General features: G+C 57.6%; 13 protein-coding genes. 10 read left to right on the top strand and 3 right to left on the bottom strand.

What is annotated here, in order from left to right:
- The 5 genes from ntrB (at window position 1) to HV340_RS12575 (ending at window position 9,655) form a co-directional block, all read left to right on the top strand.
- On the top strand, window positions 1-882 hold the full coding sequence (gene ntrB / locus HV340_RS12595; RefSeq protein WP_014170482.1) for a nitrate ABC transporter permease: 882 nt from the start codon (window positions 1-3) through the stop codon (window positions 880-882).
- A gap of 9 nt (window positions 883-891) precedes the next feature.
- Window positions 892-1,680, top strand: coding sequence for an ABC transporter ATP-binding protein (locus tag HV340_RS12590; protein WP_014170481.1), 789 nt, complete (start codon window positions 892-894; stop codon window positions 1,678-1,680).
- An 11-nt stretch (window positions 1,681-1,691) separates the two neighbouring features.
- Entirely contained in the window at window positions 1,692-5,678 is a 3,987-nt protein-coding gene (nirB, locus tag HV340_RS12585) for a nitrite reductase large subunit NirB (protein ID WP_163387247.1), read from the top strand.
- Window positions 5,675-8,173, top strand: coding sequence for a nitrate reductase (locus HV340_RS12580; protein WP_063924867.1), 2,499 nt, complete (start codon window positions 5,675-5,677; stop codon window positions 8,171-8,173). The genes nirB and HV340_RS12580 overlap by 4 nt, the downstream gene beginning before the upstream one ends.
- 75 nt (window positions 8,174-8,248) lie before the next feature.
- A complete protein-coding gene (locus tag HV340_RS12575) occupies window positions 8,249-9,655 on the top strand; it encodes a YchO/YchP family invasin (protein WP_032669735.1) in 1,407 nt (468 codons plus the stop codon).
- A 3-nt stretch (window positions 9,656-9,658) separates the two neighbouring features.
- Here HV340_RS12575 and narL read toward each other — a convergent pair whose 3' ends face one another.
- Window positions 9,659-10,309, bottom strand: coding sequence for a two-component system response regulator NarL (narL, locus tag HV340_RS12570; protein WP_003856701.1), 651 nt, complete (start codon window positions 10,307-10,309; stop codon window positions 9,659-9,661).
- On the bottom strand, window positions 10,302-12,098 hold the full coding sequence (gene narX, locus HV340_RS12565) for a nitrate/nitrite two-component system sensor histidine kinase NarX (RefSeq protein ID WP_025203922.1): 1,797 nt from the start codon (window positions 12,096-12,098) through the stop codon (window positions 10,302-10,304). Before narX ends, narL begins: the two co-directional genes overlap by 8 nt.
- Window positions 12,099-12,407: 309 nt before the next feature.
- On the opposite strand from narX, the gene HV340_RS12560 reads away from it, so the two are divergent.
- The 5 genes from HV340_RS12560 to narI all read left to right on the top strand — a co-directional run bounded on the left by HV340_RS12560 (window position 12,408) and on the right by narI (window position 20,846).
- On the top strand, window positions 12,408-13,805 hold the full coding sequence (locus tag HV340_RS12560) for a NarK family nitrate/nitrite MFS transporter (RefSeq protein ID WP_063214300.1): 1,398 nt from the start codon (window positions 12,408-12,410) through the stop codon (window positions 13,803-13,805).
- Window positions 13,806-14,186: 381 nt separating this feature from the next.
- Complete coding sequence (locus HV340_RS12555) at window positions 14,187-17,930, top strand: nitrate reductase subunit alpha (protein WP_063924868.1); 3,744 nt, start codon at window positions 14,187-14,189, stop codon at window positions 17,928-17,930.
- On the top strand, window positions 17,927-19,462 hold the full coding sequence (gene narH / locus HV340_RS12550) for a nitrate reductase subunit beta (RefSeq protein WP_020882363.1): 1,536 nt from the start codon (window positions 17,927-17,929) through the stop codon (window positions 19,460-19,462). Before HV340_RS12555 ends, narH begins: the two co-directional genes overlap by 4 nt.
- The gene (gene narJ / locus HV340_RS12545) at window positions 19,459-20,169 is read left to right on the top strand and encodes a nitrate reductase molybdenum cofactor assembly chaperone (RefSeq protein ID WP_040017698.1); all 711 of its coding nucleotides are present in this window, start codon (window positions 19,459-19,461) and stop codon (window positions 20,167-20,169) included. The genes narH and narJ overlap by 4 nt, the downstream gene beginning before the upstream one ends.
- Window positions 20,169-20,846, top strand: a complete 678-nt coding sequence (gene narI, locus HV340_RS12540) for a respiratory nitrate reductase subunit gamma (protein WP_014170469.1) — start codon at window positions 20,169-20,171, stop codon at window positions 20,844-20,846. Before narJ ends, narI begins: the two co-directional genes overlap by 1 nt.
- Here narI and HV340_RS12535 read toward each other — a convergent pair.
- Window positions 20,843-21,739 carry a DMT family transporter gene (locus tag HV340_RS12535; protein ID WP_063924869.1) on the bottom strand — a complete coding sequence of 299 codons (897 nt, stop codon included), beginning with the start codon at window positions 21,737-21,739 and terminating at the stop codon, window positions 20,843-20,845. The genes narI and HV340_RS12535 overlap by 4 nt on opposite strands.
- Window positions 21,740-21,763: the final 24 nt, after the last annotated feature.

Below are 21,763 nucleotides of genomic sequence, written 5' to 3'. Positions count from 1 at the left end.
ATGCAGCATCTGCACAGCACGAAATCGAAAGACGAGACGCCGGCGAGCGGGGAAGTGATTACCCTCCCTCCGGTGCAGGTTCGCCGCCGCGCACCGACGTTCACGCGACGGATGAATGACCTTCTGCAGCGCGTGATCCCGGCGCTGCTGGGGCTCGGGTTACTGGTGTTGCTCTGGCAGCTGGCCGCGATCAACAGCAAAGGGTTCCCGACGCCGCTCAGCACGCTGGATTCCGCATTAACGCTCTTCGCTGACCCGTTTTACCGCGACGGGCCAAACGATATGGGTATCGGCTGGAACGTGCTCGCTTCGCTGCAGCGCGTGGCGGTGGGCTTTGGTCTGGCGGCGCTCGCGGGGATCCCGCTCGGTTTCCTGATCGGTCGCTTCACCTTTTGCTCGCGCATGTTCAGCCCGTTGATCGCACTGTTACGCCCGGTCAGTCCTTTAGCCTGGCTGCCTATCGGCCTGCTGCTGTTCCAGAAAGCGGAGCCCGCCTCCAGCTGGACCATTTTTATCTGCTCAATATGGCCAATGGTGATTAACACCGCCGAAGGGGTACGTCGTATTCCGCAGGATTACCTCAACGTTGCCCGCGTGCTGCAGCTCTCCGAGTGGACCATCATGCGGCGGATCCTCTTCCCGGCCGTGCTGCCCGCGGTGCTGACCGGGGTTCGCCTCTCAATTGGCATCGCCTGGCTGGTCATTGTCGCCGCCGAGATGCTCACCGGTGGGCTGGGGATCGGCTTCTGGATCTGGAATGAGTGGAACAACCTCAACGTCGAAAACATTCTCATCGCCATCGTCATCATTGGCGTGGTCGGGTTGCTGCTGGAGCAGGGGCTGATGCTGATCGCCCGTCGCTTTAGCTGGCAGGAAAAATAAGGAGCGAAGATGAAACCATTAATTCAGGTCCAGGCCGTGAGCCAGCGTTTTTCTACCGCCAGCGGCGAGTTTCTGGCGCTGCAGAACGTCTCTTTTGATATTCACGAAGGCGAAACCGTCAGCCTGATTGGCCACTCCGGGTGCGGCAAATCGACGTTGCTCAACCTGATTGCCGGGATCACCCTGCCGACCGAAGGTGGGCTGATTTGCGATAACCGCGAAATCGCCGGGCCAGGACCGGAGCGTGCGGTGGTGTTTCAGAACCATTCTCTGCTGCCGTGGCTCACCTGCTTCGACAACGTTGCGCTGGCGGTGGATCAGGTCTTTCGCCGCACCATGAGCAAGGCGGAGCGCAAGGAGTGGATTGAACACAACCTCGATCGCGTCCAGATGGGGCATGCCCTGCATAAACGGCCTTCGGAAATCTCCGGCGGCATGAAACAGCGCGTTGGCATTGCCCGTGCGCTGGCGATGAAGCCGAAGGTCCTGCTGATGGATGAACCGTTTGGCGCGCTGGATGCGCTCACGCGCGCGCATCTGCAGGACTCGGTGATGCAAATCCAGCAGGCGCTGAACACCACCATCGTGCTTATCACCCACGATGTGGACGAGGCTGTGCTGCTTTCTGACCGGGTACTGATGATGACTAACGGCCCGGCGGCCACCGTCGGCGAGGTGCTGCACGTTGACCTGCCTCGCCCGCGTAATCGGGTTCAGCTGGCGGACGATAGCCGCTATCACCATATGCGTCAGCAGATCCTCCATTTCCTCTATGAAAAACAGCCTAAAGCGGCGTAACGGAGGCGGTGATGCGACTGATCGTTATCGGTAATGGGATGGCCGCAACACGGCTGATTGCCTCGCTGACCGAGCGTGCGCCCGGTCGCTTCACGATCACCGTGTTTGGCGAGGAGTCGGAACACGCTTACAACCGCATCATGCTCTCGCCGGTACTGGGCGGGGAAAAACAGGCGCAGCAGATCCGCCTGCAGGACGACGCCTGGTATCACGCACGGGGTGTGACGGTACGACGTGGCGAAAAGGTGCTTTCCGTGGATGTTGAGAAACGCGAGGTCCGTACCACAGCAACCACGCTGGCCTGGGACGAACTGGTCTTTGCCACCGGGTCGACGCCTTTTGTACCTCCCATTCCGGGCGGTGACGCTCCGCATGTCTTCACCTTTCGTACGCTGGCCGATATCCGCGCGATTCAGGAGAACCCGGGGCCAGCTGTAGTGCTGGGCGGTGGGGTGCTCGGCGTTGAGGTCGCTGCGGCACTGGCCCGGTCTTGTGACAACGTCACGCTGGTGCATCGTGGTGCGTGGCTGATGGAACAGCAGCTCGATCGCCAGGCAGGCGTTTTGCTTGAAGAGGCGCTGGCGGAGCGCGGCGTTCGCTGCGAACTGTCATCGGGAATGACCGCCATTGCGGCGGATGCCGTGACGTTACACAACGGACGCAAGATTAACGCCTCTCGCGTGGTGCTGGCGACCGGCGTGCAGCCCAATGTCGCACTGGCAAAAGGCAGCGGCATTCACTGTGTCCGCGGCATTGTGGTTAACCACCAGATGCAGACCTCAGTCCCGGCGATCAGCGCCATCGGTGAGTGCTGCGAAATCGACGGCCAGACGTTCGGCCTGGTCGCACCTTGCCTGGCGCAGGCGGATATCCTCGCCGCCCGGCTGGCTGGGGAGGCTAGCACGCCATTTGCCCTGACCGACAGCGGCATGCGCCTCAAAGTGCCCGGTGTGGAGCTGTTCAGCGCCGGGCGAGTAGAGGTTCTGCCAGACGATGTGGTCTGGAGCGCCTGGGATCCGCTGACCCGTCACTATCGCCGTTTGTTACTGCATCGCGGTGCGCTTGCTGGCGTGCTGCTGATGGGGGATTGCCGCAACGCGGCAACATTCACCGATTTACTGGCAACGGCTGCGCCCGCCCACGCGGACTGGCTGTTCAATCGATTCACTACGCAACCGCAGGTTGCAGGACAAAACGCTATGACAAAACCTACGCTGGTGGTGGTTGGACACGGTATGGTCGGCCATCATTTTCTTGAAGACTGTGTGAAGCGCAATTTGCACCGGCAGTACCAGATTATCGTTTTTGGCGAAGAGCGCTATGCCGCCTATGATCGTGTGCATTTGTCAGAGTATTTTGGCGGACGAAGCGCAGAATCGCTCTCACTGGTGGACGGTGATTTCTTTGCTGAACACGGCATTGAGCTTCGCCTCTCGCAGCAAATTGTGAGTATCGATCGCGACGCACACGTCGTGCGTACCGCCAGTGGGCATGAAACCCACTGGGACAAACTGGTGCTGGCGACCGGCTCGTACCCGTTTGTGCCTCCGGTACCGGGCAGCACGCTGCCAGGCTGCTTTGTTTACCGTACGCTGGACGACCTGGATAACATCGCCGCGCAGGCAAAGCAATCCCGTCGCGGGGTGGTCATTGGCGGTGGCCTGCTGGGACTGGAAGCCGCGAATGCCCTGAAACAGCTGGGCCTGGAAACGCACGTCGTGGAGTTTGCGCCACACCTGATGGCGGTACAACTCGACAACGACGGTGCGGCCATGCTGCGCAAAAAGATCGAAGCGCTTGGCGTGGGCGTTCACACCAGCAAATCCACCACCGACATCGTCTCTGCGAACGGCGGGCTGGTAATGCGCTTTGCGGACGGTGAACAGCTGGAAACTGATATCGTGGTCTTCTCTGCAGGTATTCGCCCGCAGGATGCACTGGGGCGCAGCAGTGGCCTGGCGACCGGAGAGCGCGGCGGGATTTGCATTGATAACCAGTGCCAGACTTCCGATAAAGACGTGTTCGCTATCGGCGAATGTGCACTGTGGGAGGGTAAAATTTTTGGCCTGGTCGCCCCGGGTTATCAGATGGCGCGGGTGGCATCGGCCACGCTGGCGGGAGAGGCGAGCGCCTTTACCGGGGCTGACATGAGCACCAAACTGAAGCTGCTGGGGGTAGATGTGGCCTCGTTTGGCGATGCCCATGGAAGAACACCCGGCGCGCTAAGCTATCAATGGACGCATGGTCCGCAGCAAATCTATAAAAAGATCGTGGTCAGTGAGGACAATAAAACCCTGTTGGGCGGCGTACTGGTGGGGGATGCCAGCGAATATGCGACCCTGGTGCAGATGATGCTCAACGGCATAGCGCTACCCAAAGAGCCTGAAACGCTGATTTTACCTTCCTTCGCCGGGAGCGCGCCAAAAGCCCTCGGCGTGGCGGCACTGCCTGACAGTGCGCAGATCTGCTCCTGCCATAACGTCAGCAAAGGTGATATCTGTCAGGCGGTAAGTGCCGGTGCCGCGGATATTGGAGCCATAAAACAGTGCACCAAAGCCGCGACCGGTTGCGGAGGATGCAGCGCGCTGGTGAAACAGGTGATGGAGTACCAGCTTGCGGAGCAGGGCGTGGAGGTGAAAAAGGACATCTGCGAACACTTTCCGTGGTCGCGTCAGGAAATCTATCACCTGGTGCGCGTCAATCATATTCGTACCTTCGACCAGCTTATCAGCCGTTACGGGCAGGGGCACGGTTGCGAAATCTGTAAACCGCTGGTGGGGTCAGTGCTCGCCTCCTGCTGGAATGAGTACCTGCTGAAACCGGCACATCTGCCGCTGCAGGACACCAACGACCGTTACTTTGCCAATATTCAGAAAGACGGGACGTACTCCATTGTGCCCCGGATGCCTGCAGGGGAAGTGTCGGCCGACGGCTTGATAGCTATCGGCCAGATCGCCAAACGCTACCAGCTGTACAGCAAAATCACGGGTGGGCAGCGTATCGACCTCTTTGGCGCCACGCTCGACCAGCTGCCGGCGATCTGGCAGGCGCTGGTGGAGGCCGGATTTGAGACCGGTCACGCGTACGGTAAATCCCTGCGCACGGTGAAATCCTGCGTCGGGTCGACCTGGTGCCGCTATGGCGTGCAAGATTCCACGCGTCTCGCGGTCACGCTTGAGCACCGCTATAAAGGCTTACGCGCGCCGCACAAAATTAAAATGGCCGTGTCCGGTTGTACCCGTGAATGTGCGGAGGCTCAGAGCAAGGACGTGGGCGTCATTGCGACCGACAAAGGCTGGAACCTTTATCTCTGCGGTAACGGCGGCATGAAACCGCGCCATGCGGATCTCTTTGCCAGCGATCTGGATGACGAGACGCTGATCCGCACCGTCGACCGCTTCCTGATGTTCTACATCCGCACGGCGGATCGCCTGCAGCGTACCAGTACGTGGATGGACAATCTGGAAGGGGGGATCGACTACCTGCGCGAGGTGATTCTTCACGACAGCCTGGGCATTGCGCACGAGCTGGAACAGGAGATGGCCCGCGTGGTGGAAACCTACCAGTGTGAATGGCAGACCACGCTTAACGATCCGAGCCGTCTGGCGCTGTTCCGTACCGAAGTGAATCGTCAGTCGGTGGAGGAGAATAAACGCTGGCAAGCGGTCTGCGCTATCGATGAGATCCCTGAGCAGGCGGGGATCGGCGCCCGGCTGGGGCGAAAACCGATTGCGCTTTTCCGCTTTGGTCAATCCGTCTATGCCCTCGACGACCTCGAGCCGGGCAGCACAGCAAACGTGCTTTCACGCGGCATTCTCGGCGATGCTGCCGGCGAGCCGGTGGTCATCTCTCCGCTCTATAAGCAGCGTATCCGTCTGCGCGACGGCTGTCAGGCCGATAACGGGGAACCTGCGGTGCGCGCCTGGCCGGTGAAAATAGAAAACGGTCAGGTGTGGGTCGGGAACGACGCGCAGATCTTGCGTGCGGAGGCGTCATGAATGAAACCCGAACGACGTGCCCCTACTGCGGGGTGGGCTGCGGCGTGATCGCAACGGTAGAGGGCGAGAAGGTCACCGTGCGCGGAGATGAACGCCATCCCGCCAGTTTTGGACGCCTGTGCGTTAAAGGCTCGGCATTAGGCGAAACGACCGGTCTGCAGGGGCGACTGCTGCACCCGGTGGTCGACGGGCAGGCGGTGGAATGGTCCCGGGCGCTGGCGGCGGCAGGTGAACGGCTGCAGACCATCATCGACACCTGGGGACCACAGGCGGTGGCGTTTTACGCCTCCGGCCAGCTGTTGACTGAGGACTATTACGCCGCCAATAAGCTGATGAAAGGGTTTATCGGTGCGGCAAACATAGATACCAACTCGCGGCTCTGTATGTCGTCCGCGGTGGCAGGCTACAAGCGCGCGTTTGGTGAAGATGTGGTGCCGTGCAGCTATGAGGATGTGGAAAACAGCGATCTGGTGGTGCTGGTCGGGTCAAATGCGGCATGGACCCATCCGGTGCTGTATCAGCGGCTGGTACAGGCGCGCCAGAACAATCCTGCGATGAAAGTTGTGGTTATCGACCCACGCAAAACGGCCACCTGCGATATTGCTGACCTGCATCTGGCGCTTACGCCCGGCAGTGACGCCGGGCTGTTTGTCGGTTTACTCAATCTGATTCAGGGAACCGACGCGTGGCCCATCGCCCGGGTGGCTGAGTTTTGTGGACTCTCAACCGAGGTCGTGGGGACCTTCTACGACTGGTTTGTGACTGCGCCGCGGGCCATCACGCTCTACACCATGGGCATTAATCAGTCCTCAAGCGGCAGCGACAAGTGTAATGCCATCATCAACGTTCATCTGGCCAGCGGAAAATTCGCCCGTCAGGGTTGCGGACCGTTTTCGCTGACCGGACAGCCTAACGCGATGGGGGGGCGGGAGGTGGGTGGGCTGGCGAACCAGCTTGCCGCTCACATGAATTTCGAGCCGGAGTCTCTTTCGCGGGTGGCGCGTTTTTGGGGTACAGAAAGACTGGCCCAGACGCCGGGCCTGATGGCGGTGGAGTTGTTTGATGCGATCGCCCGCGGCGAAGTGAAAGCGGTGTGGATCATGGGCACCAATCCTGCCGTCTCGCTGCCGGACAGCCACGCGGTGTGCCAGGCGCTGGAACATTGCCCGCTGGTGATTGTCTCCGAGGTGATGCAGGAGACCGACACCAGCCGCTATGCCCATATCCGCTTCCCGGTACAGGCGTGGGGGGAGAAAGACGGTACGGTAACCAATTCCGAGCGGCGTATTTCGCGCCAGCGCGCCTTTCTGCCGGCGCCAGGCGAGACCAAACCGGACTGGTGGGTCATCGCCCGGGTGGCACAGGCGCTGGGCTATGGTGAAGCCTTCGCCTGGGAACATCCGCAGCAAATTTTTTGTGAGCATGCAGCGCTCTCGGCCTTTGAAAATGACGGCGCGCGGGCGTTTAACCTTCATGAACTGGCGTCACTTACCCGTGAGGAATGGGACCGGCTTGAGCCTTATCAGTGGTCAGCGGGGGCCTTTGCGCGCCGGGAAATTGTGCCGGTAGAGCCTCAGCCACACGGTGCGGCAATAAACGCACTATACCCGCTGATTCTCAATACCGGACGTATCCGCGATCAGTGGCACACCATGACCCGGACGGGATACGTCCCGAAACTGATGCAGCATAGTGCTGAGCCGTGTGTTGAGATCGGCGCCGCCGATGCCATGCGCTTCTCACTGTACGACGGACAGCTGGCGCGCATCAGTTCTCCGCGTGGGGTGATGCTGGCAAGAGTGCATATCACTGACGGGCTGCGAGAAGGTGAGCTGTTTGTGCCAATGCACTGGAATGCCCAGTTTGCCCGCCAGGGGAAGGTGAATGCGCTGGTGGAAGGGCGCTGTGACCCGCTGTCCGGTCAGCCCGAGAGTAAACAGACGGCCGTCAGGATTATGCCCTGGCAGCCGGGCTGGCAGGGCGAGCTTTATGCCCGTGAACTGCCGGAGCTTCCACCCGCTGTCTGCTGGTGGCGTAAAGTCTCACGTCTGACGGTGGCGGGGGATAAGCCGTTGCTGGCGTGGGTTATGCAGTACGCCAGTGAACGGGGCTGGCAGCTGCAGGTCGCGCAGACCAGCGAGCGCAGCAGCGTGCTGGCCTGGCATGACGGACAACTGATGCTCGGGTTCTGGGAAGGCACTGCGTTACCGACACTGGCGCACACGGTAATTGAAGCCGCGTTTCGTTCACCTCCCGTGACGCTTGCTGAGCGCCACGCGTTGTTGAATGGACAGGGAACAGGGGACAGTGTCGATCCGGGCCGGATCATCTGCAGCTGTTTCAGCGTGGGGGAAACCGTCATACGCGAGGCGATTGGGGGAGGGTGTGATTCCGTCGCGGCGCTGGGCGCCAGGCTGCGCTGCGGAACGAACTGCGGCTCCTGTGTGCCTGAACTAAAAACAATGTTTCAGGATATTCCGGAAAATTCCTCTTAAGGCTGCAAAACGTGAGGAATAACGGTAAGGTACCCGGTGTTCTCACGTAAGCATCGGGTATTTCTTACGACGTTAATGGCTGTTTCATCTCATCTTCGTTTGCTTGCTTTACTCCCCCTCATTCCGGTCGGAGCCGTTCACGGTGCGCCGAATTCCTTTGTGCAACAGGCACAGAACCCCTTTGATAACAACGGGGATAATCTGCCCGATCTCGGCATGGCGGCGCCCACGACCGAGGGCGAAAAACATCTGGCAGAAATGGCGAAAGCGTTTGGCGAAGCCAGTATGACCGATAACGGCCTGACGACAGGCGAGCAGGCGCGTCAGTTTGCCTTTGGCAAGGTGCGTGACGCGGTGAGCGGCGAAGTGAACCAGCATATTGAATCCTGGCTTTCGCCGTGGGGGAACGCCAGCGTGAACTTGCTGGTGGATGACGACGGCAAATTTAACGGCAGCAGCGGCAGCTGGTTTATTCCGTGGAACGATAACAATCGTTATCTGAGCTGGAGCCAGCTTGGCCTGACGCAGCAGACTGACGGTCTGGTGAGCAATGCCGGCATTGGGCAGCGCTGGGTTGCCGGAAAATGGTTGCTCGGCTACAACACCTTTTACGACAACCTGCTGGATGAAAACCTGCAGCGTGCCGGGTTAGGTGCGGAAGTGTGGGGCGAGAACCTGCGTCTGTCTGCGAACTATTATCAGCCCTTTGCCGGCTGGCGCGATCGCTCTGACATTCAGGAGCAGCGCATGGCCCGGGGGTACGACGTGACCGCTAAAGCGTGGCTGCCGTGGTTCCATCACCTGAATACCAGCGTCAGCTTTGAGCAATATTTTGGTGATAACGTTGACCTGTTCAACAGCGGTACCGGTTATCATAACCCGGTGGCGGTCAATCTGGGGCTGAATTATACCCCCGTTCCGCTGGTAACCCTCACCGCCGGGCATAAGCAAGGAGAGAGTGGGGTGAGCCAGAATAATCTTGGCCTCAAACTCAACTACCGCTTTGGCGTGCCGCTGGTGAAGCAACTTTCTGCCAGTGAAGTCGCCGCCACCCGTTCTCTGCGCGGCAGTCGCTATGATTCGCCAGAGCGGGATAACCTGCCGGTGATGGAGTTCCGCCAGAGCAAAACGTTGTCCGTCTACCTGGCGACACCGCCGTGGGATCTCAAAGGGGGCGAAACCGTGATGCTTAAGCTGCAGATCCGCAGTAAGCACGGGATTCGCCAGCTGCACTGGCAGGGAGATACGCAGGCGCTGAGTCTAACGTCGCCGGCCAACAATACCAGTGAAGACGGCTGGAGCGTGATTATGCCTGCCTGGGATGACAGTGAGGGCGCGAGCAACCGCTGGCGGCTTTCGGTGGTGGTAGAAGATAATGATGGCAAGCGCGTCTCGTCCAATGAGATCACGCTGGCTGTGGCGCAACCGCTTGTGGCATTACCCACCGACGATCCGCGCTGGAAGCTGCTGCCGGATGAGTAATGCTTAAAAAATACGTTCCTGGTGTACCCATACCGCGGCTTCAACCCGGGATTTTAACTTCATTTTCTTCAGCATATGTTTCACATGCACTTTGACCGTGCTTTCGGTGATATCCAGGCGACGCGCAATCATTTTATTCGGCAGGCCCTGGGCAATCAGCTTCAGAATATCGCGCTCACGTGGCGTTAACTGGCTGACATCGCGATCCGAGGTGGCGCGGTTTGCCCGCAAGCTGGCGGCCAGCACCGGCGTTAAGGCTTCGCTCAGTACCATCTCACCCGCGGCGGCCTGTTGCAGGGCCTTGAGCAGATCTTCCGGCTCCATATCTTTCAGCAGGTAGCCGTCCGCGCCACGCTTGAGCGCCGTCACCACATCCTCTTCATGGTTCGAGACGCTAAAGACCACTACGCGTCCGGAGAGCGATTTTTCCCGCAGCTTGTCGAGCGTTTCCAGACCGTTCATGCCCGGCATGTTGAGATCGAGCAGGATCAGATCGGGATCAAGCGATTCGGCAAGCTCAATGCCCTGTTCGCCATTGCTGGCTTCGCCAACGACGGTGATATCGGGTGCCATGCTGACCAGCTGTTTAACGCCAGTACGCAGCATCGGATGGTCGTCGATCAACAGGATGGATGCCGGTTCCTGATTAGTCATGGGTTTCTCCTTGAGCAGTTGTGAGCGGTTTTTCGGGAATAAAGGTGACCACGACTTCCGTGCCACCTGTCTCTCGCCGGCGAACCTGGCAATCACCGCGCAGGCTTTGGGCGCGGTCTCGCATGATAATTAAACCATAATGGTTAGTTCTTTCGGCATTTTCCGGCACGCCGCAGCCGTTGTCATGAACCGTGAGCCTGACCTGATTATCGTGCTGGCTGACGGTAACGGTGACCGCCGTCGCGTCAGCGTGTTTGAGCACGTTGCTCAGGGCTTCACGGGCGATCTGCAATAGATGAATCGCCTGATGGGAGGGGACAAACCGCGGCGGCAGCTGATAATCAAGCTTCACCGGGAACCCCAGTCGGGCGCTAAATTCATGGCAGCTGGACTCCAGCGCGGGGCGCAGGCCAGGCTCGGTCAGCTGCAGGCGGAAGGTGGTCAACAGCTCGCGAAGCTGAATCCATGAGGTATTGAGTTCGTTGCGGATCTGGCTCAGCAGCTGTTTGTTGCTTTCCGGCATCTCCGCATCCTGCATCTGCAGACAGCTGACCTGCATTTTCATACAGGAGAGCGACTGGGCGATGGAGTCATGCAGTTCGCGCGCGATAGTCGCACGCTCTTCCATGACGATCAGCTGTTGTTGCTTTTCCTGATGGCGGTCGAGCGCCAGTGTAGCGGTCAGCTGCTCCACCAGCGTATCGACCAGCTGCTGCTGATCGTGGCTCAGATGCCGCCCGGCGGGCAGCGTGGCCAGCAGGATACCGTACTGGGTATGGCTGTCCGTCAGTCGCCACTTCAGCGTCGTACCGCCGGAGGTCAGGGGCGGCAAGCCTCGCGGGCAAAGATGACAGCCTTTGTCATCGCAGGACATGTCGGACTGACAGGTAAATTCCTGATGATTATCTTCATCTTCCACATCGTAGACCCGCAGCTCCAGGTCATGCAGCAAGGTAAGATTTTGCAGGCCATTCAGCACCGGCGAGAGGCGTTCACATAACGGCACCTGCATATGCAGACGACGGTTGGCCTGCCACAGGAAGGAGAGGATTTCATTTTTCTGCTCCAGCCCTGCCGTTTTCTCCTGCACGCGTTTTTCCAGCACGGCGTAGCTTTCGGAGAGTTCTTCCGACATGGTATTGAGCGCCTGGCCCAGCATCGCCATTTCATTCCGCCCGCTGATATGCGTGCGCTGGGTAAAATCACGTGCGGTCACCGCGCGGGCCATCGCCAGCAGCTGTTTCCAGGGGTTCAACAGCCGGGCGCGCAGCCAGAGGATGGTGAAAATCAGCAGCAGCCCCATAAACAAGGCCATGGCGCGGTGAACCATCAGCACCCGGTCGATACGCAATTCGGTGGTCTGATCGAAAGAGGAGACCAGCGCGTCAATGCGCGACACAAAACCCGCGACGTCCCGTGCCACGGTCTCAGTATTGCGTGCCTGTTTCAGACCAGGCTGAAGCTGGGTGTGCCAGTAGTTTTGCAGGGATTTAAGCTGTGATTCCTGCCCGTCACGGATGGCGGCGCGTTCCAGCTCCGGGCTGAACGCGGTACGCTCCATTTCGTCGATCAGAGGCTGATCGTCTTCCGTCAGCGGTACCGACGCCAGCAGGCGATAACTCTGCATGCGTAGAGAGCCTGCCTCGTTGATGGCATGCGCATTACCCTGTACGCCCTGTACCAGCCAGCCAGAAATCGCCATACCGGTCACACCAAGGGCGGTGGACAGCATAACGATCAGTGCCAACTGGTTAACCAGTGTTAGCGGAGATAAACATCTTTTTAACATAGAGTTGCCGGGCTCCTGACGTGGCCTGCTTGCAGGAATGGCGCTATTCTGGTGCATACCCAGGAGTATACCCATACCAATAAAGGATTACCCCTAAATTGCCAACGGAGTAAGCGGCAGGAGGAGGCGGTATCGGAGACGCTTCAGTGCCGTGAAAAACCACGTCTTTTTTACTGAAATAGCCTACTCACTAAGGATAAGGGCTTTTTTTGCGCTGTAAAACCTCCCACTTTTCCTTTGATTTATATCAACTTACCTCCGCCCTAAAACCCTAATGTTTGCAGCATCATTCGAGAATCAGAGGTGTCTATGAGTCACTCATCCGCTCCCGAAAGGGAAAATGGTGCCGTTATTACTGAATGGCGTCCAGAGGATCCGGCGTTCTGGCAACAGCGCGGCCATCGTATAGCGAGCCGGAATCTGTGGATTTCCGTTCCGTGTTTGCTGTTAGCGTTTTGCGTATGGATGTTGTTTAGTGCAGTGGCAGTCAATCTGCCAAAAGTGGGTTTTACCTTTACGACCGATCAGCTGTTTATGCTGACTGCGTTGCCGTCGCTGTCCGGCGCGCTGCTGCGCGTCCCTTACGCGTTTATGGTGCCGGTGTTTGGCGGTCGTCGCTGGACGGCGTTCAGTACGGGCATCATGATCGTACCTTGCGTGTGGCTGGGTTTTGCGGTGCAGGATACCTCCACGCCTTTCAGCGTGTTCGTGATTATCTCCCTGCTGTGCGGTTTTGCTGGCGCTAACTTCGCCTCCAGTATGGCGAACATCAGCTTCTTCTTCCCGAAAGCGAAGCAGGGCGGTGCGCTGGGTATTAACGGCGGTCTGGGAAACATGGGCGTAAGCGTGATGCAGTTAATTGCACCGCTGGCAATCTCTGTCTCCATTTTTGCAGCCTTTGGTGGCGGTGGCGTCGAGCAGGCGGATGGTTCTTCCCTGTACCTGCAAAATGCGGCGTGGATTTGGGTTCCGTTCCTGGTGGTCTTCACCCTGGCGGCATGGTTCTTTATGAACGATCTGTCGGCATCTAAGGCTTCGCTGAGCGAGCAGTTGCCGGTGCTGAAACGCGGCCACCTGTGGGTCATGGCGCTACTTTATCTGGCAACATTCGGGTCGTTTATCGGTTTCTCCGCAGGCTTTGCCATGCTGTCCAAAACACAGTTCCCGGAAGTGCAGATCCTGCAGTTTGCCTTCTTTGGTCCGTTCATCGGTGCCCTGGCGCGTTCACTGGGCGGGATGGTGTCTGACCGTCTGGGCGGAACACGCGTGACGCTGGTGAACTTTGTGATCATGGCTATTTTCTGTGCGCTGCTGTTCCTGACGCTGCCAGCCAATGGCCAGGGTGGCAACTTTACCGCCTTCTTCGGCGTGTTTATGGTGCTGTTCCTGACGGCCGGTCTGGGTAGCGCATCGACCTTCCAGATGATTTCCGTTATCTTCCGCAAGCTGACGATGGATCGCGTTAAAGCGCAGGGCGGAAGCGAAGAGCAGGCCATGCGTGAAGCCGCGACGGATACGGCTGCTGCACTGGGCTTTATCTCTGCCATCGGCGCAATTGGCGGTTTCTTTATTCCGAAAGCGTTCGGTATCTCTCTGGACCTGACCGGCTCTCCGGCAGGAGCAATGAAAGTCTTCCTCGTTTTCTATATCGCCTGCGTAGTGATTACGTGGCTGGTATATGGCCGTAATACCAAGAAAAATAAGTAAGTGTGATTATCCGTTTGCGCGGCCTTCGGGCCGCGTTTTTTTATTACTACAGTAGTTACAACATACTGATGGCGTTTGAGGAACAATGCCTGTGGGTAACACTGTGATCGCCATCGCTTTACAGGGCGGTCTACCCCTTAATACCTAAGATGTTAAATTTAGCCCTCCTTTTTGTACGATAAATTATAAATATCATTATAAATTAATGGCTTATAAAAATTAAAAATCTACCGCTTTGGTGGTATCCGATCTAATACCCCACCTGAAACTCCCTCTCCGCCTTGATCGTTATCAATTCTCGCCATCTATCAGAGCGTTACCTTCGCTGCAAATCAGCAATGTCGATTTAGAGAGCCACAGGCTCCACACAGGAGATACCCGATGAGCAAATTTTTGGACCGGTTTCGCTACTTCAAACAGAAGGGTGAAACTTTTGCCGATGGGCACGGCCAGGTTCTGGAGACCAACCGGGACTGGGAAGACGGTTACCGTCAGCGCTGGCAGCATGACAAAGTCGTCCGTTCGACCCACGGCGTGAACTGCACTGGCTCATGTAGCTGGAAGATTTTCGTTAAAAACGGCCTGGTGACATGGGAAATGCAGCAGACCGACTATCCGCGTACCCGTCCGGATATGCCAAACCACGAACCTCGTGGCTGCCCGCGTGGTGCAAGCTACTCCTGGTATCTGTACAGCGCCAACCGTCTGAAATACCCTCTGATGCGCAAACGCCTGATGAAAATGTGGCGTGAAGCGAAAGTGCTGCACAGCGATCCGGTTGATGCCTGGGCATCCATTATCGAAGATGCCGACAAAGCAAAAAGCTTTAAGCAGGCGCGCGGTCGCGGTGGCTTTGTTCGTTCTTCCTGGAAAGAGGTCAACGAACTGATTGCTGCCTCTAACGTTTATACCGTCAAAACCTACGGACCGGACCGCGTCGCGGGCTTCTCGCCTATCCCGGCGATGTCGATGGTCTCTTACGCCTCAGGTGCTCGTTATCTGTCGCTTATCGGCGGAACCTGTCTGAGCTTCTACGACTGGTACTGCGACCTGCCGCCAGCCTCTCCGCAGACCTGGGGCGAGCAGACCGACGTGCCGGAATCCGCTGACTGGTACAACTCCAGCTACATTATTGCCTGGGGTTCTAACGTTCCACAGACCCGTACGCCGGATGCCCACTTCTTCACGGAAGTGCGTTACAAAGGCACCAAAACCGTTGCGGTGACCCCGGACTATGCGGAAATTGCCAAGCTGTGCGACCTGTGGCTGGCACCTAAACAGGGTACCGACTCCGCGATGGCGCTGGCGATGGGCCACGTGATGCTGCGTGAGTTCCACCTCGATAAACCCAGCCAGTACTTTACTGACTATGTCCGTCGTTATACCGACATGCCGATGCTGGTCATGCTGGAAGAGCGTGATGGCTATTATGCAGCGGGCCGCACGCTGCGTGCCGCCGATCTGGTGGATGCGCTGGGTCAGGAAAACAATCCTGAGTGGAAAACGGTCGCCTATAACAATAACGGCGAGCTGGTGGCACCCAACGGCTCTATCGGTTTCCGCTGGGGCGAGAAGGGCAAGTGGAACCTCGAGCAGCGTAACGGTACCACCGGTGAAGAGACTGAATTGCGTCTGAGCATGCTGGGTAGCCAGGACGAAATTGCTGATGTGGGCTTCCCGTACTTCGGCGGCGAAGGGTCCGAGCATTTCAACAAAGTTGAGCTGCAGAACATCCTGATGCATAAGCTGCCGGTCAAACGTCTGCAGCTGGCGGATGGGTCGACGGCGCTGGTGACCACCGTGTATGACCTGACGCTGGCCAACTACGGCCTGGAGCGCGGCCTGAATGATGAAAACTGCGCAACCAGCTACGACGACATCAAAGCGTATACTCCGGCCTGGGCAGAGCAGATTACCGGCGTGCCGCGTGGACACATCACCCGTATCGCCCGTGAATTTGCTGAAAATGCTGACAAGACGCATGGCCGTTCAATGATCATTGTTGGTGCCGGTCTGAACCACTGGTATCACCTTGATATGAACTATCGTGGCCTGATCAACATGCTGATCTTCTGCGGTTGTGTGGGTCAAAGCGGCGGCGGCTGGGCGCACTATGTCGGCCAGGAAAAACTGCGTCCGCAGACGGGCTGGCAGCCACTGGCGTTTGCCCTCGACTGGCAGCGTCCGGCGCGTCATATGAACAGTACGTCTTACTTCTACAACCACTCCAGCCAGTGGCGCTACGAGACGGTAACGGCCCAGGAACTGCTGTCGCCAATGGCGGATAAATCCCGCTACAGCGGCCACCTGATCGACTTCAACGTCCGCGCTGAACGCATGGGCTGGCTGCCGTCTGCACCTCAGTTAGGGACTAACCCGCTGCGCATTGCCGACGAGGCGAAGAAAGCGGGCATGACCCCGGCGGATTACACCGTCAAGGCACTGAAAGAAGGCACCATTCGCTTTGCGTCCGAGCAGCCTGAAAACGGCAAAAACCATCCGCGTAACCTGTTTATCTGGCGCTCTAACCTGCTGGGCTCCTCCGGTAAAGGCCACGAGTACATGCTGAAATATCTGCTGGGTACTGAAAACGGTATTCAGGGGAAAGATCTGGGCAAGCAGGGCGGCGTGAAACCAGAGGAAGTGGAGTGGAAAGACAACGGTCTGGACGGCAAGCTGGATCTGGTGGTGACGCTGGACTTCCGTCTGTCCAGTACCTGCCTGTATTCCGATATCGTGCTGCCAACCGCCACCTGGTATGAGAAAGACGACATGAATACCTCGGATATGCATCCGTTTATTCATCCGCTGTCTGCAGCCGTTGACCCGGCGTGGGAATCCAAAAGCGACTGGGATATCTACAAAGATATCGCGAAGAAATTCTCCGAAGTGTGCGTAGGACATCTGGGCAAAGAGACCGATGTGGTGACCCTGCCGATTCAGCACGACTCTGCAGCCGAACTGGCGCAGCCGCTGGACGTGAAGGACTGGAAAAAAGGCGAGTGTGACCTGATCCCGGGTGTGACTGCGCCGCACATTATTCCCGTTGAACGTGACTACCCGGCAACGTACGAACGCTTTACCTCTATCGGCCCGCTGATGGAAAAAATCGGTAACGGGGGTAAAGGGATTGCGTGGAATACCCAGAGCGAAATGGACCTGCTGCGTAAGCTCAATTACACCAAAGCGGACGGCCCGGCCAAAGGCCAGCCAATGCTGAACACGGCCATTGATGCTGCAGAAATGATCCTGACTCTGGCACCGGAAACCAACGGTCACGTGGCGGTGAAAGCATGGGCGGCACTGAGTGAGTTTACCGGTCGCGATCATACCCATCTGGCGACGAATAAAGAGGAAGAGAAGATCCGCTTCCGCGATATTCAGGCTCAACCGCGCAAAATTATCTCCAGCCCGACCTGGTCTGGCCTGGAAGATGAACACGTCTCCTACAATGCTGGCTACACCAACGTTCACGAACTGATCCCATGGCGTACCCTGTCCGGTCGTCAGTCCCTGTATCAGGATCACCAGTGGATGCGCGACTTCGGTGAGAGCCTGCTGGTTTATCGTCCGCCAATCGATACCCGCTCCGTGAAAGCGGTAATGGGTACGAAATCGAACGGTAACCCGGAGAAGGCGCTGAACTTCCTGACGCCACACCAGAAGTGGGGCATTCACTCCACCTACAGCGACAACCTGCTGATGCTGACGTTGTCCCGCGGTGGCCCGATTGTGTGGATGAGCGAGACGGACGCCAAAGATCTGGGCATTGAAGATAACGACTGGATCGAAGTGTTCAACAGCAACGGTGCGCTGACGGCGCGTGCGGTTGTCAGCCAGCGTGTTCCGGCCGGGATGACCATGATGTATCACGCGCAGGAACGTATCGTTAACCTGCCGGGTTCTGAAATCACCGAGCAGCGCGGCGGCATTCACAACTCCGTGACCCGTATTACGCCAAAACCGACGCACATGATCGGCGGCTATGCGCAGCTGGCCTACGGCTTTAACTACTACGGCACGGTAGGATCTAACCGCGATGAGTTCGTGGTGGTACGTAAGATGAAGAATATTAACTGGTTAGACGGCGAAGGTAATGACCAGGTACAGGAGAGCGTAAAATGAAAATTCGTTCACAAGTCGGCATGGTGCTGAATCTGGATAAATGCATCGGCTGTCATACCTGCTCAGTCACCTGTAAAAACGTCTGGACCAGCCGCGAAGGGATGGAGTACGCGTGGTTCAATAACGTGGAAAGTAAACCCGGCACAGGCTTCCCGACCGACTGGGAAAACCAGGAGAAATGGAAGGGCGGCTGGATCCGTAAAATCAACGGTAAACTGCAACCGCGCATGGGTAACCGTGCGATGCTGCTCGGTAAAATCTTCGCCAACCCGCATCTGCCGGGCATCGATGATTACTACGAGCCGTTTGATTACGACTACCAGAACCTGCACAACGCGCCGGAAAGCAAACATCAGCCGATCGCACGTCCACGCTCGCTCATTACCGGACAGCGTATGGATAAGATCACCAGCGGTCCAAACTGGGAAGAGATTCTGGGCGGCGAGTTCGAAAAACGCGCCAAAGACCAGAACTTCGAGAACATGCAGAAGGCGATGTACGGCCAGTTCGAAAACACCTTCATGATGTATCTGCCGCGTCTGTGCGAGCACTGCCTTAACCCGGCGTGCGTGGCGACCTGTCCGAGCGGAGCCATCTATAAGCGTGAAGAAGATGGCATTGTGCTGATCGACCAGGACAAGTGCCGCGGCTGGCGTATGTGTATTACCGGTTGCCCGTACAAAAAAATCTACTTCAACTGGAAGAGCGGCAAGTCTGAGAAGTGCATCTTCTGCTATCCGCGTATTGAAGCCGGTATGCCAACCGTCTGCTCTGAGAGCTGCGTGGGCCGTATTCGTTACCTCGGCGTGCTGCTGTACGACGCGGACGCGATTGAAAATGCAGCCAGCACCGAGAACGAGAAAGATCTCTATCAGCGTCAGCTGGACGTTTTCCTTGATCCTAACGATCCGAAAGTGATTGAGCAGGCGCTGAAAGACGGCATTCCGCAGAGCGTGATTGACGCGGCGCAGCAGTCTCCGGTGTACAAAATGGCGATGGACTGGAAGCTGGCGCTGCCGCTGCATCCAGAATACCGCACGCTGCCGATGGTTTGGTACGTGCCGCCGCTGTCTCCGATCCAGTCTGCTGCGGATGCGGGTGAGCTGGGCAGCAACGGCATTCTGCCAGACGTGGAAAGCCTGCGTATCCCGGTTCAGTATCTGGCAAACCTGTTAACCGCAGGGGATACCCAGCCGGTCCTGCTGGCGCTGAAACGTATGCTGGCGATGCGCCACTTCAAACGCGCTGAAACCGTTGACGGTGTTAACGATACCCGTGCACTGGAAGCGGTAGGTCTGACCGAAGCCCAGGCGCAGGAGATGTACCGTTACCTGGCGATTGCCAATTACGAAGACCGTTTCGTGGTGCCGAGCAGCCACCGTGAACTGGCTCGCGAAGCCTTCCCGGAGAAAAATGGTTGTGGCTTTACCTTTGGCGACGGTTGCCACGGTTCAGACACGAAATTCAATCTCTTCAACAGCCGCCGCATCGATGCCCTGGATGTGACGAGCAAAACGGAGCCGCACCAATGATTGAACTTGTCATTGTTTCGCGCCTGCTCGAGTACCCGGATGCTGCGCTTGCGCAGCATCAGCAGGAGCTCTTTGATGCACTCGCGTCATCTGAAAATCTTGAGAAAGAGGATGCCCAGACACTGGCCGTTTTCCTCCGGGACCTGTTAGCGCGCGATTTACTGGATGCGCAGGCGGATTACAGCCAGCTGTTTGACCGCGGACGCGCGACGTCGCTGCTGCTGTTCGAACATGTTCACGGTGAATCACGTGACCGCGGTCAGGCGATGGTTGACCTGATGGGACAGTACGAGCAACACGGCCTGCAGCTCGACAGCCGCGAGCTGCCGGACCACCTGCCGCTCTACCTTGAGTATCTGGCGCAGTTGCCTAAAGAGGAGGCGCTGGGGGGGCTGCAGGACATCGCGCCGATCCTGGCGTTGCTCGGCGCACGACTTCAGCAGCGCGAGAGCCGTTACGCGGTGCTGTTCGACCTGCTGGTGAAACTCGCCAACGCATCGGTCGACAGTGAAAAAGTTGCGGAGAAGATCGCCGATGAAGCCCGCGATGATACGCCACAGGCGCTGGATGCGGTCTGGGAGGAAGAGCAGGTGAAATTCATGGCTGACCAGAACTGCGGTGAGTCTGAAATCTCCGCTCACCAACGTCGTTTTGCCGGAGCCGTTGCCCCGCAATATTTGAATATCTCTAACGGAGGACAGCAATAATGCACTTCCTGAATATGTTCTTCTTTGACATTTACCCGTATATCGCGGGCACCGTGTTCCTGGTGGGAAGCTGGCTGCGTTATGACTACGGCCAGTACACCTGGCGTGCTGCCTCCAGCCAGATGCTCGATCGCAAAGGGATGAACCTAGCTTCTAACCTGTTCCACATCGGGATCCTGGGGATTTTTGCGGGTCACTTCCTCGGAATGCTGACGCCGCACTGGATGTATGAGTCATTCCTGCCGATTGAGGTGAAGCAGAAAATGGCGATGATTGCCGGCGGTGCCTGCGGCGTGATGACGCTGGTGGGCGGTTTACTGCTGCTCAAACGCCGTCTGTTCAGCCCGCGCGTTCGCGCGACTACCACCGGCGCGGACATTCTGATTTTGTCCCTGCTGATGGTGCAGTGTGCGCTGGGTCTACTGACCATTCCGTTCTCGGCTCAGCATATGGATGGCAGCGAAATGATGAAGCTGGTCGGCTGGGCGCAGTCTGTGGTGACTTTCCACGGTGGTGCGTCTGAGCACCTTGACGGTGTGGCGTTTATCTTCCGCGTGCACCTGGTGCTCGGGATGACGCTGTTTGTGCTGTTCCCGTTCTCTCGTCTGGTGCATATCTGGAGCGCACCGGTGGAGTATCTGACGCGCAAATATCAGATTGTTCGCGCCCGTCGCTAATTTGCTGATTTGATCCCAACCCCGCACTCGCGGGGTTTTTTCTCGCCCCAGCCCAGGTTATTACCTGCCGCCGCAAACAGTATCAATGCACCACCTGCCAGTTGCGTGATATTCAGCGAGTGTCCGAACACCACGTTATCGACAATTATGGCCACCACGGGATAGATAAAAGACAGAGAACCGGTAACGGACGTCGGGAGCTTCTGGATCGCGCTATACAGCAACTGATACATGATCCCGGTGTGGACGACACCTAACGTCAGTAAAATCGGCCAGGGAAAATCAGCTGAAAATGCCGGTTGGTGGGCGAAGGGCAACAGCATGACTACGCCGGTCAGTACCTGAATAAAGGCGATATGCTGGGGCGCAACTGATTTCAGTCTGCGGGCGATTATGGCTGTCAGTGCGTAGAAGAAAGCGGCCCCTATCGCCAGACCGATTCCTGCGAGCCAGCCTTCGCCCTGTGCGCCATTCAGCTCACTGGAGAGCAGGATGACCACGCCGCCAAAGGCGAGAACGAGCCAACCCCATTTCACCAGGCTCACGCGTTCACCTAAAAACATCCCCATCAACACCAGCATAAACGGCTGGGTGTTATAAACCACGGTAGAAAGGCCGATTGAAATACATTCATAAGCCGCGAACAGCAGCAACCAGTTCACCACTAACGCAACACCGCCCAGAATTGCCAGCAACAGCGTGACCCGGGTGAGCGGACTAAATGGTTTTCGACTTATTCGGATGAAAATAAAAAGGGCCATCGCCCCGATCAGGCATCGCCAGAAAACCACTTCCGTCACCGGCAGGCCGGAAAGCAGAACAAACGCGCCAATCGAGCCGGAAATTAACATTGCCAGGCTCATCTGCCAGACGCCTTTTTGTACATAACCCATTATTCACCTCCTGATTAATGACGA

It is taken from the genome of Enterobacter sp. RHBSTW-00975 (assembly GCF_013615235.1).
Classification (GTDB): Bacteria; Pseudomonadota; Gammaproteobacteria; order Enterobacterales; family Enterobacteriaceae; genus Enterobacter; species Enterobacter ludwigii.
This window is presented reverse-complemented; position numbering and strand designations above follow the sequence as displayed.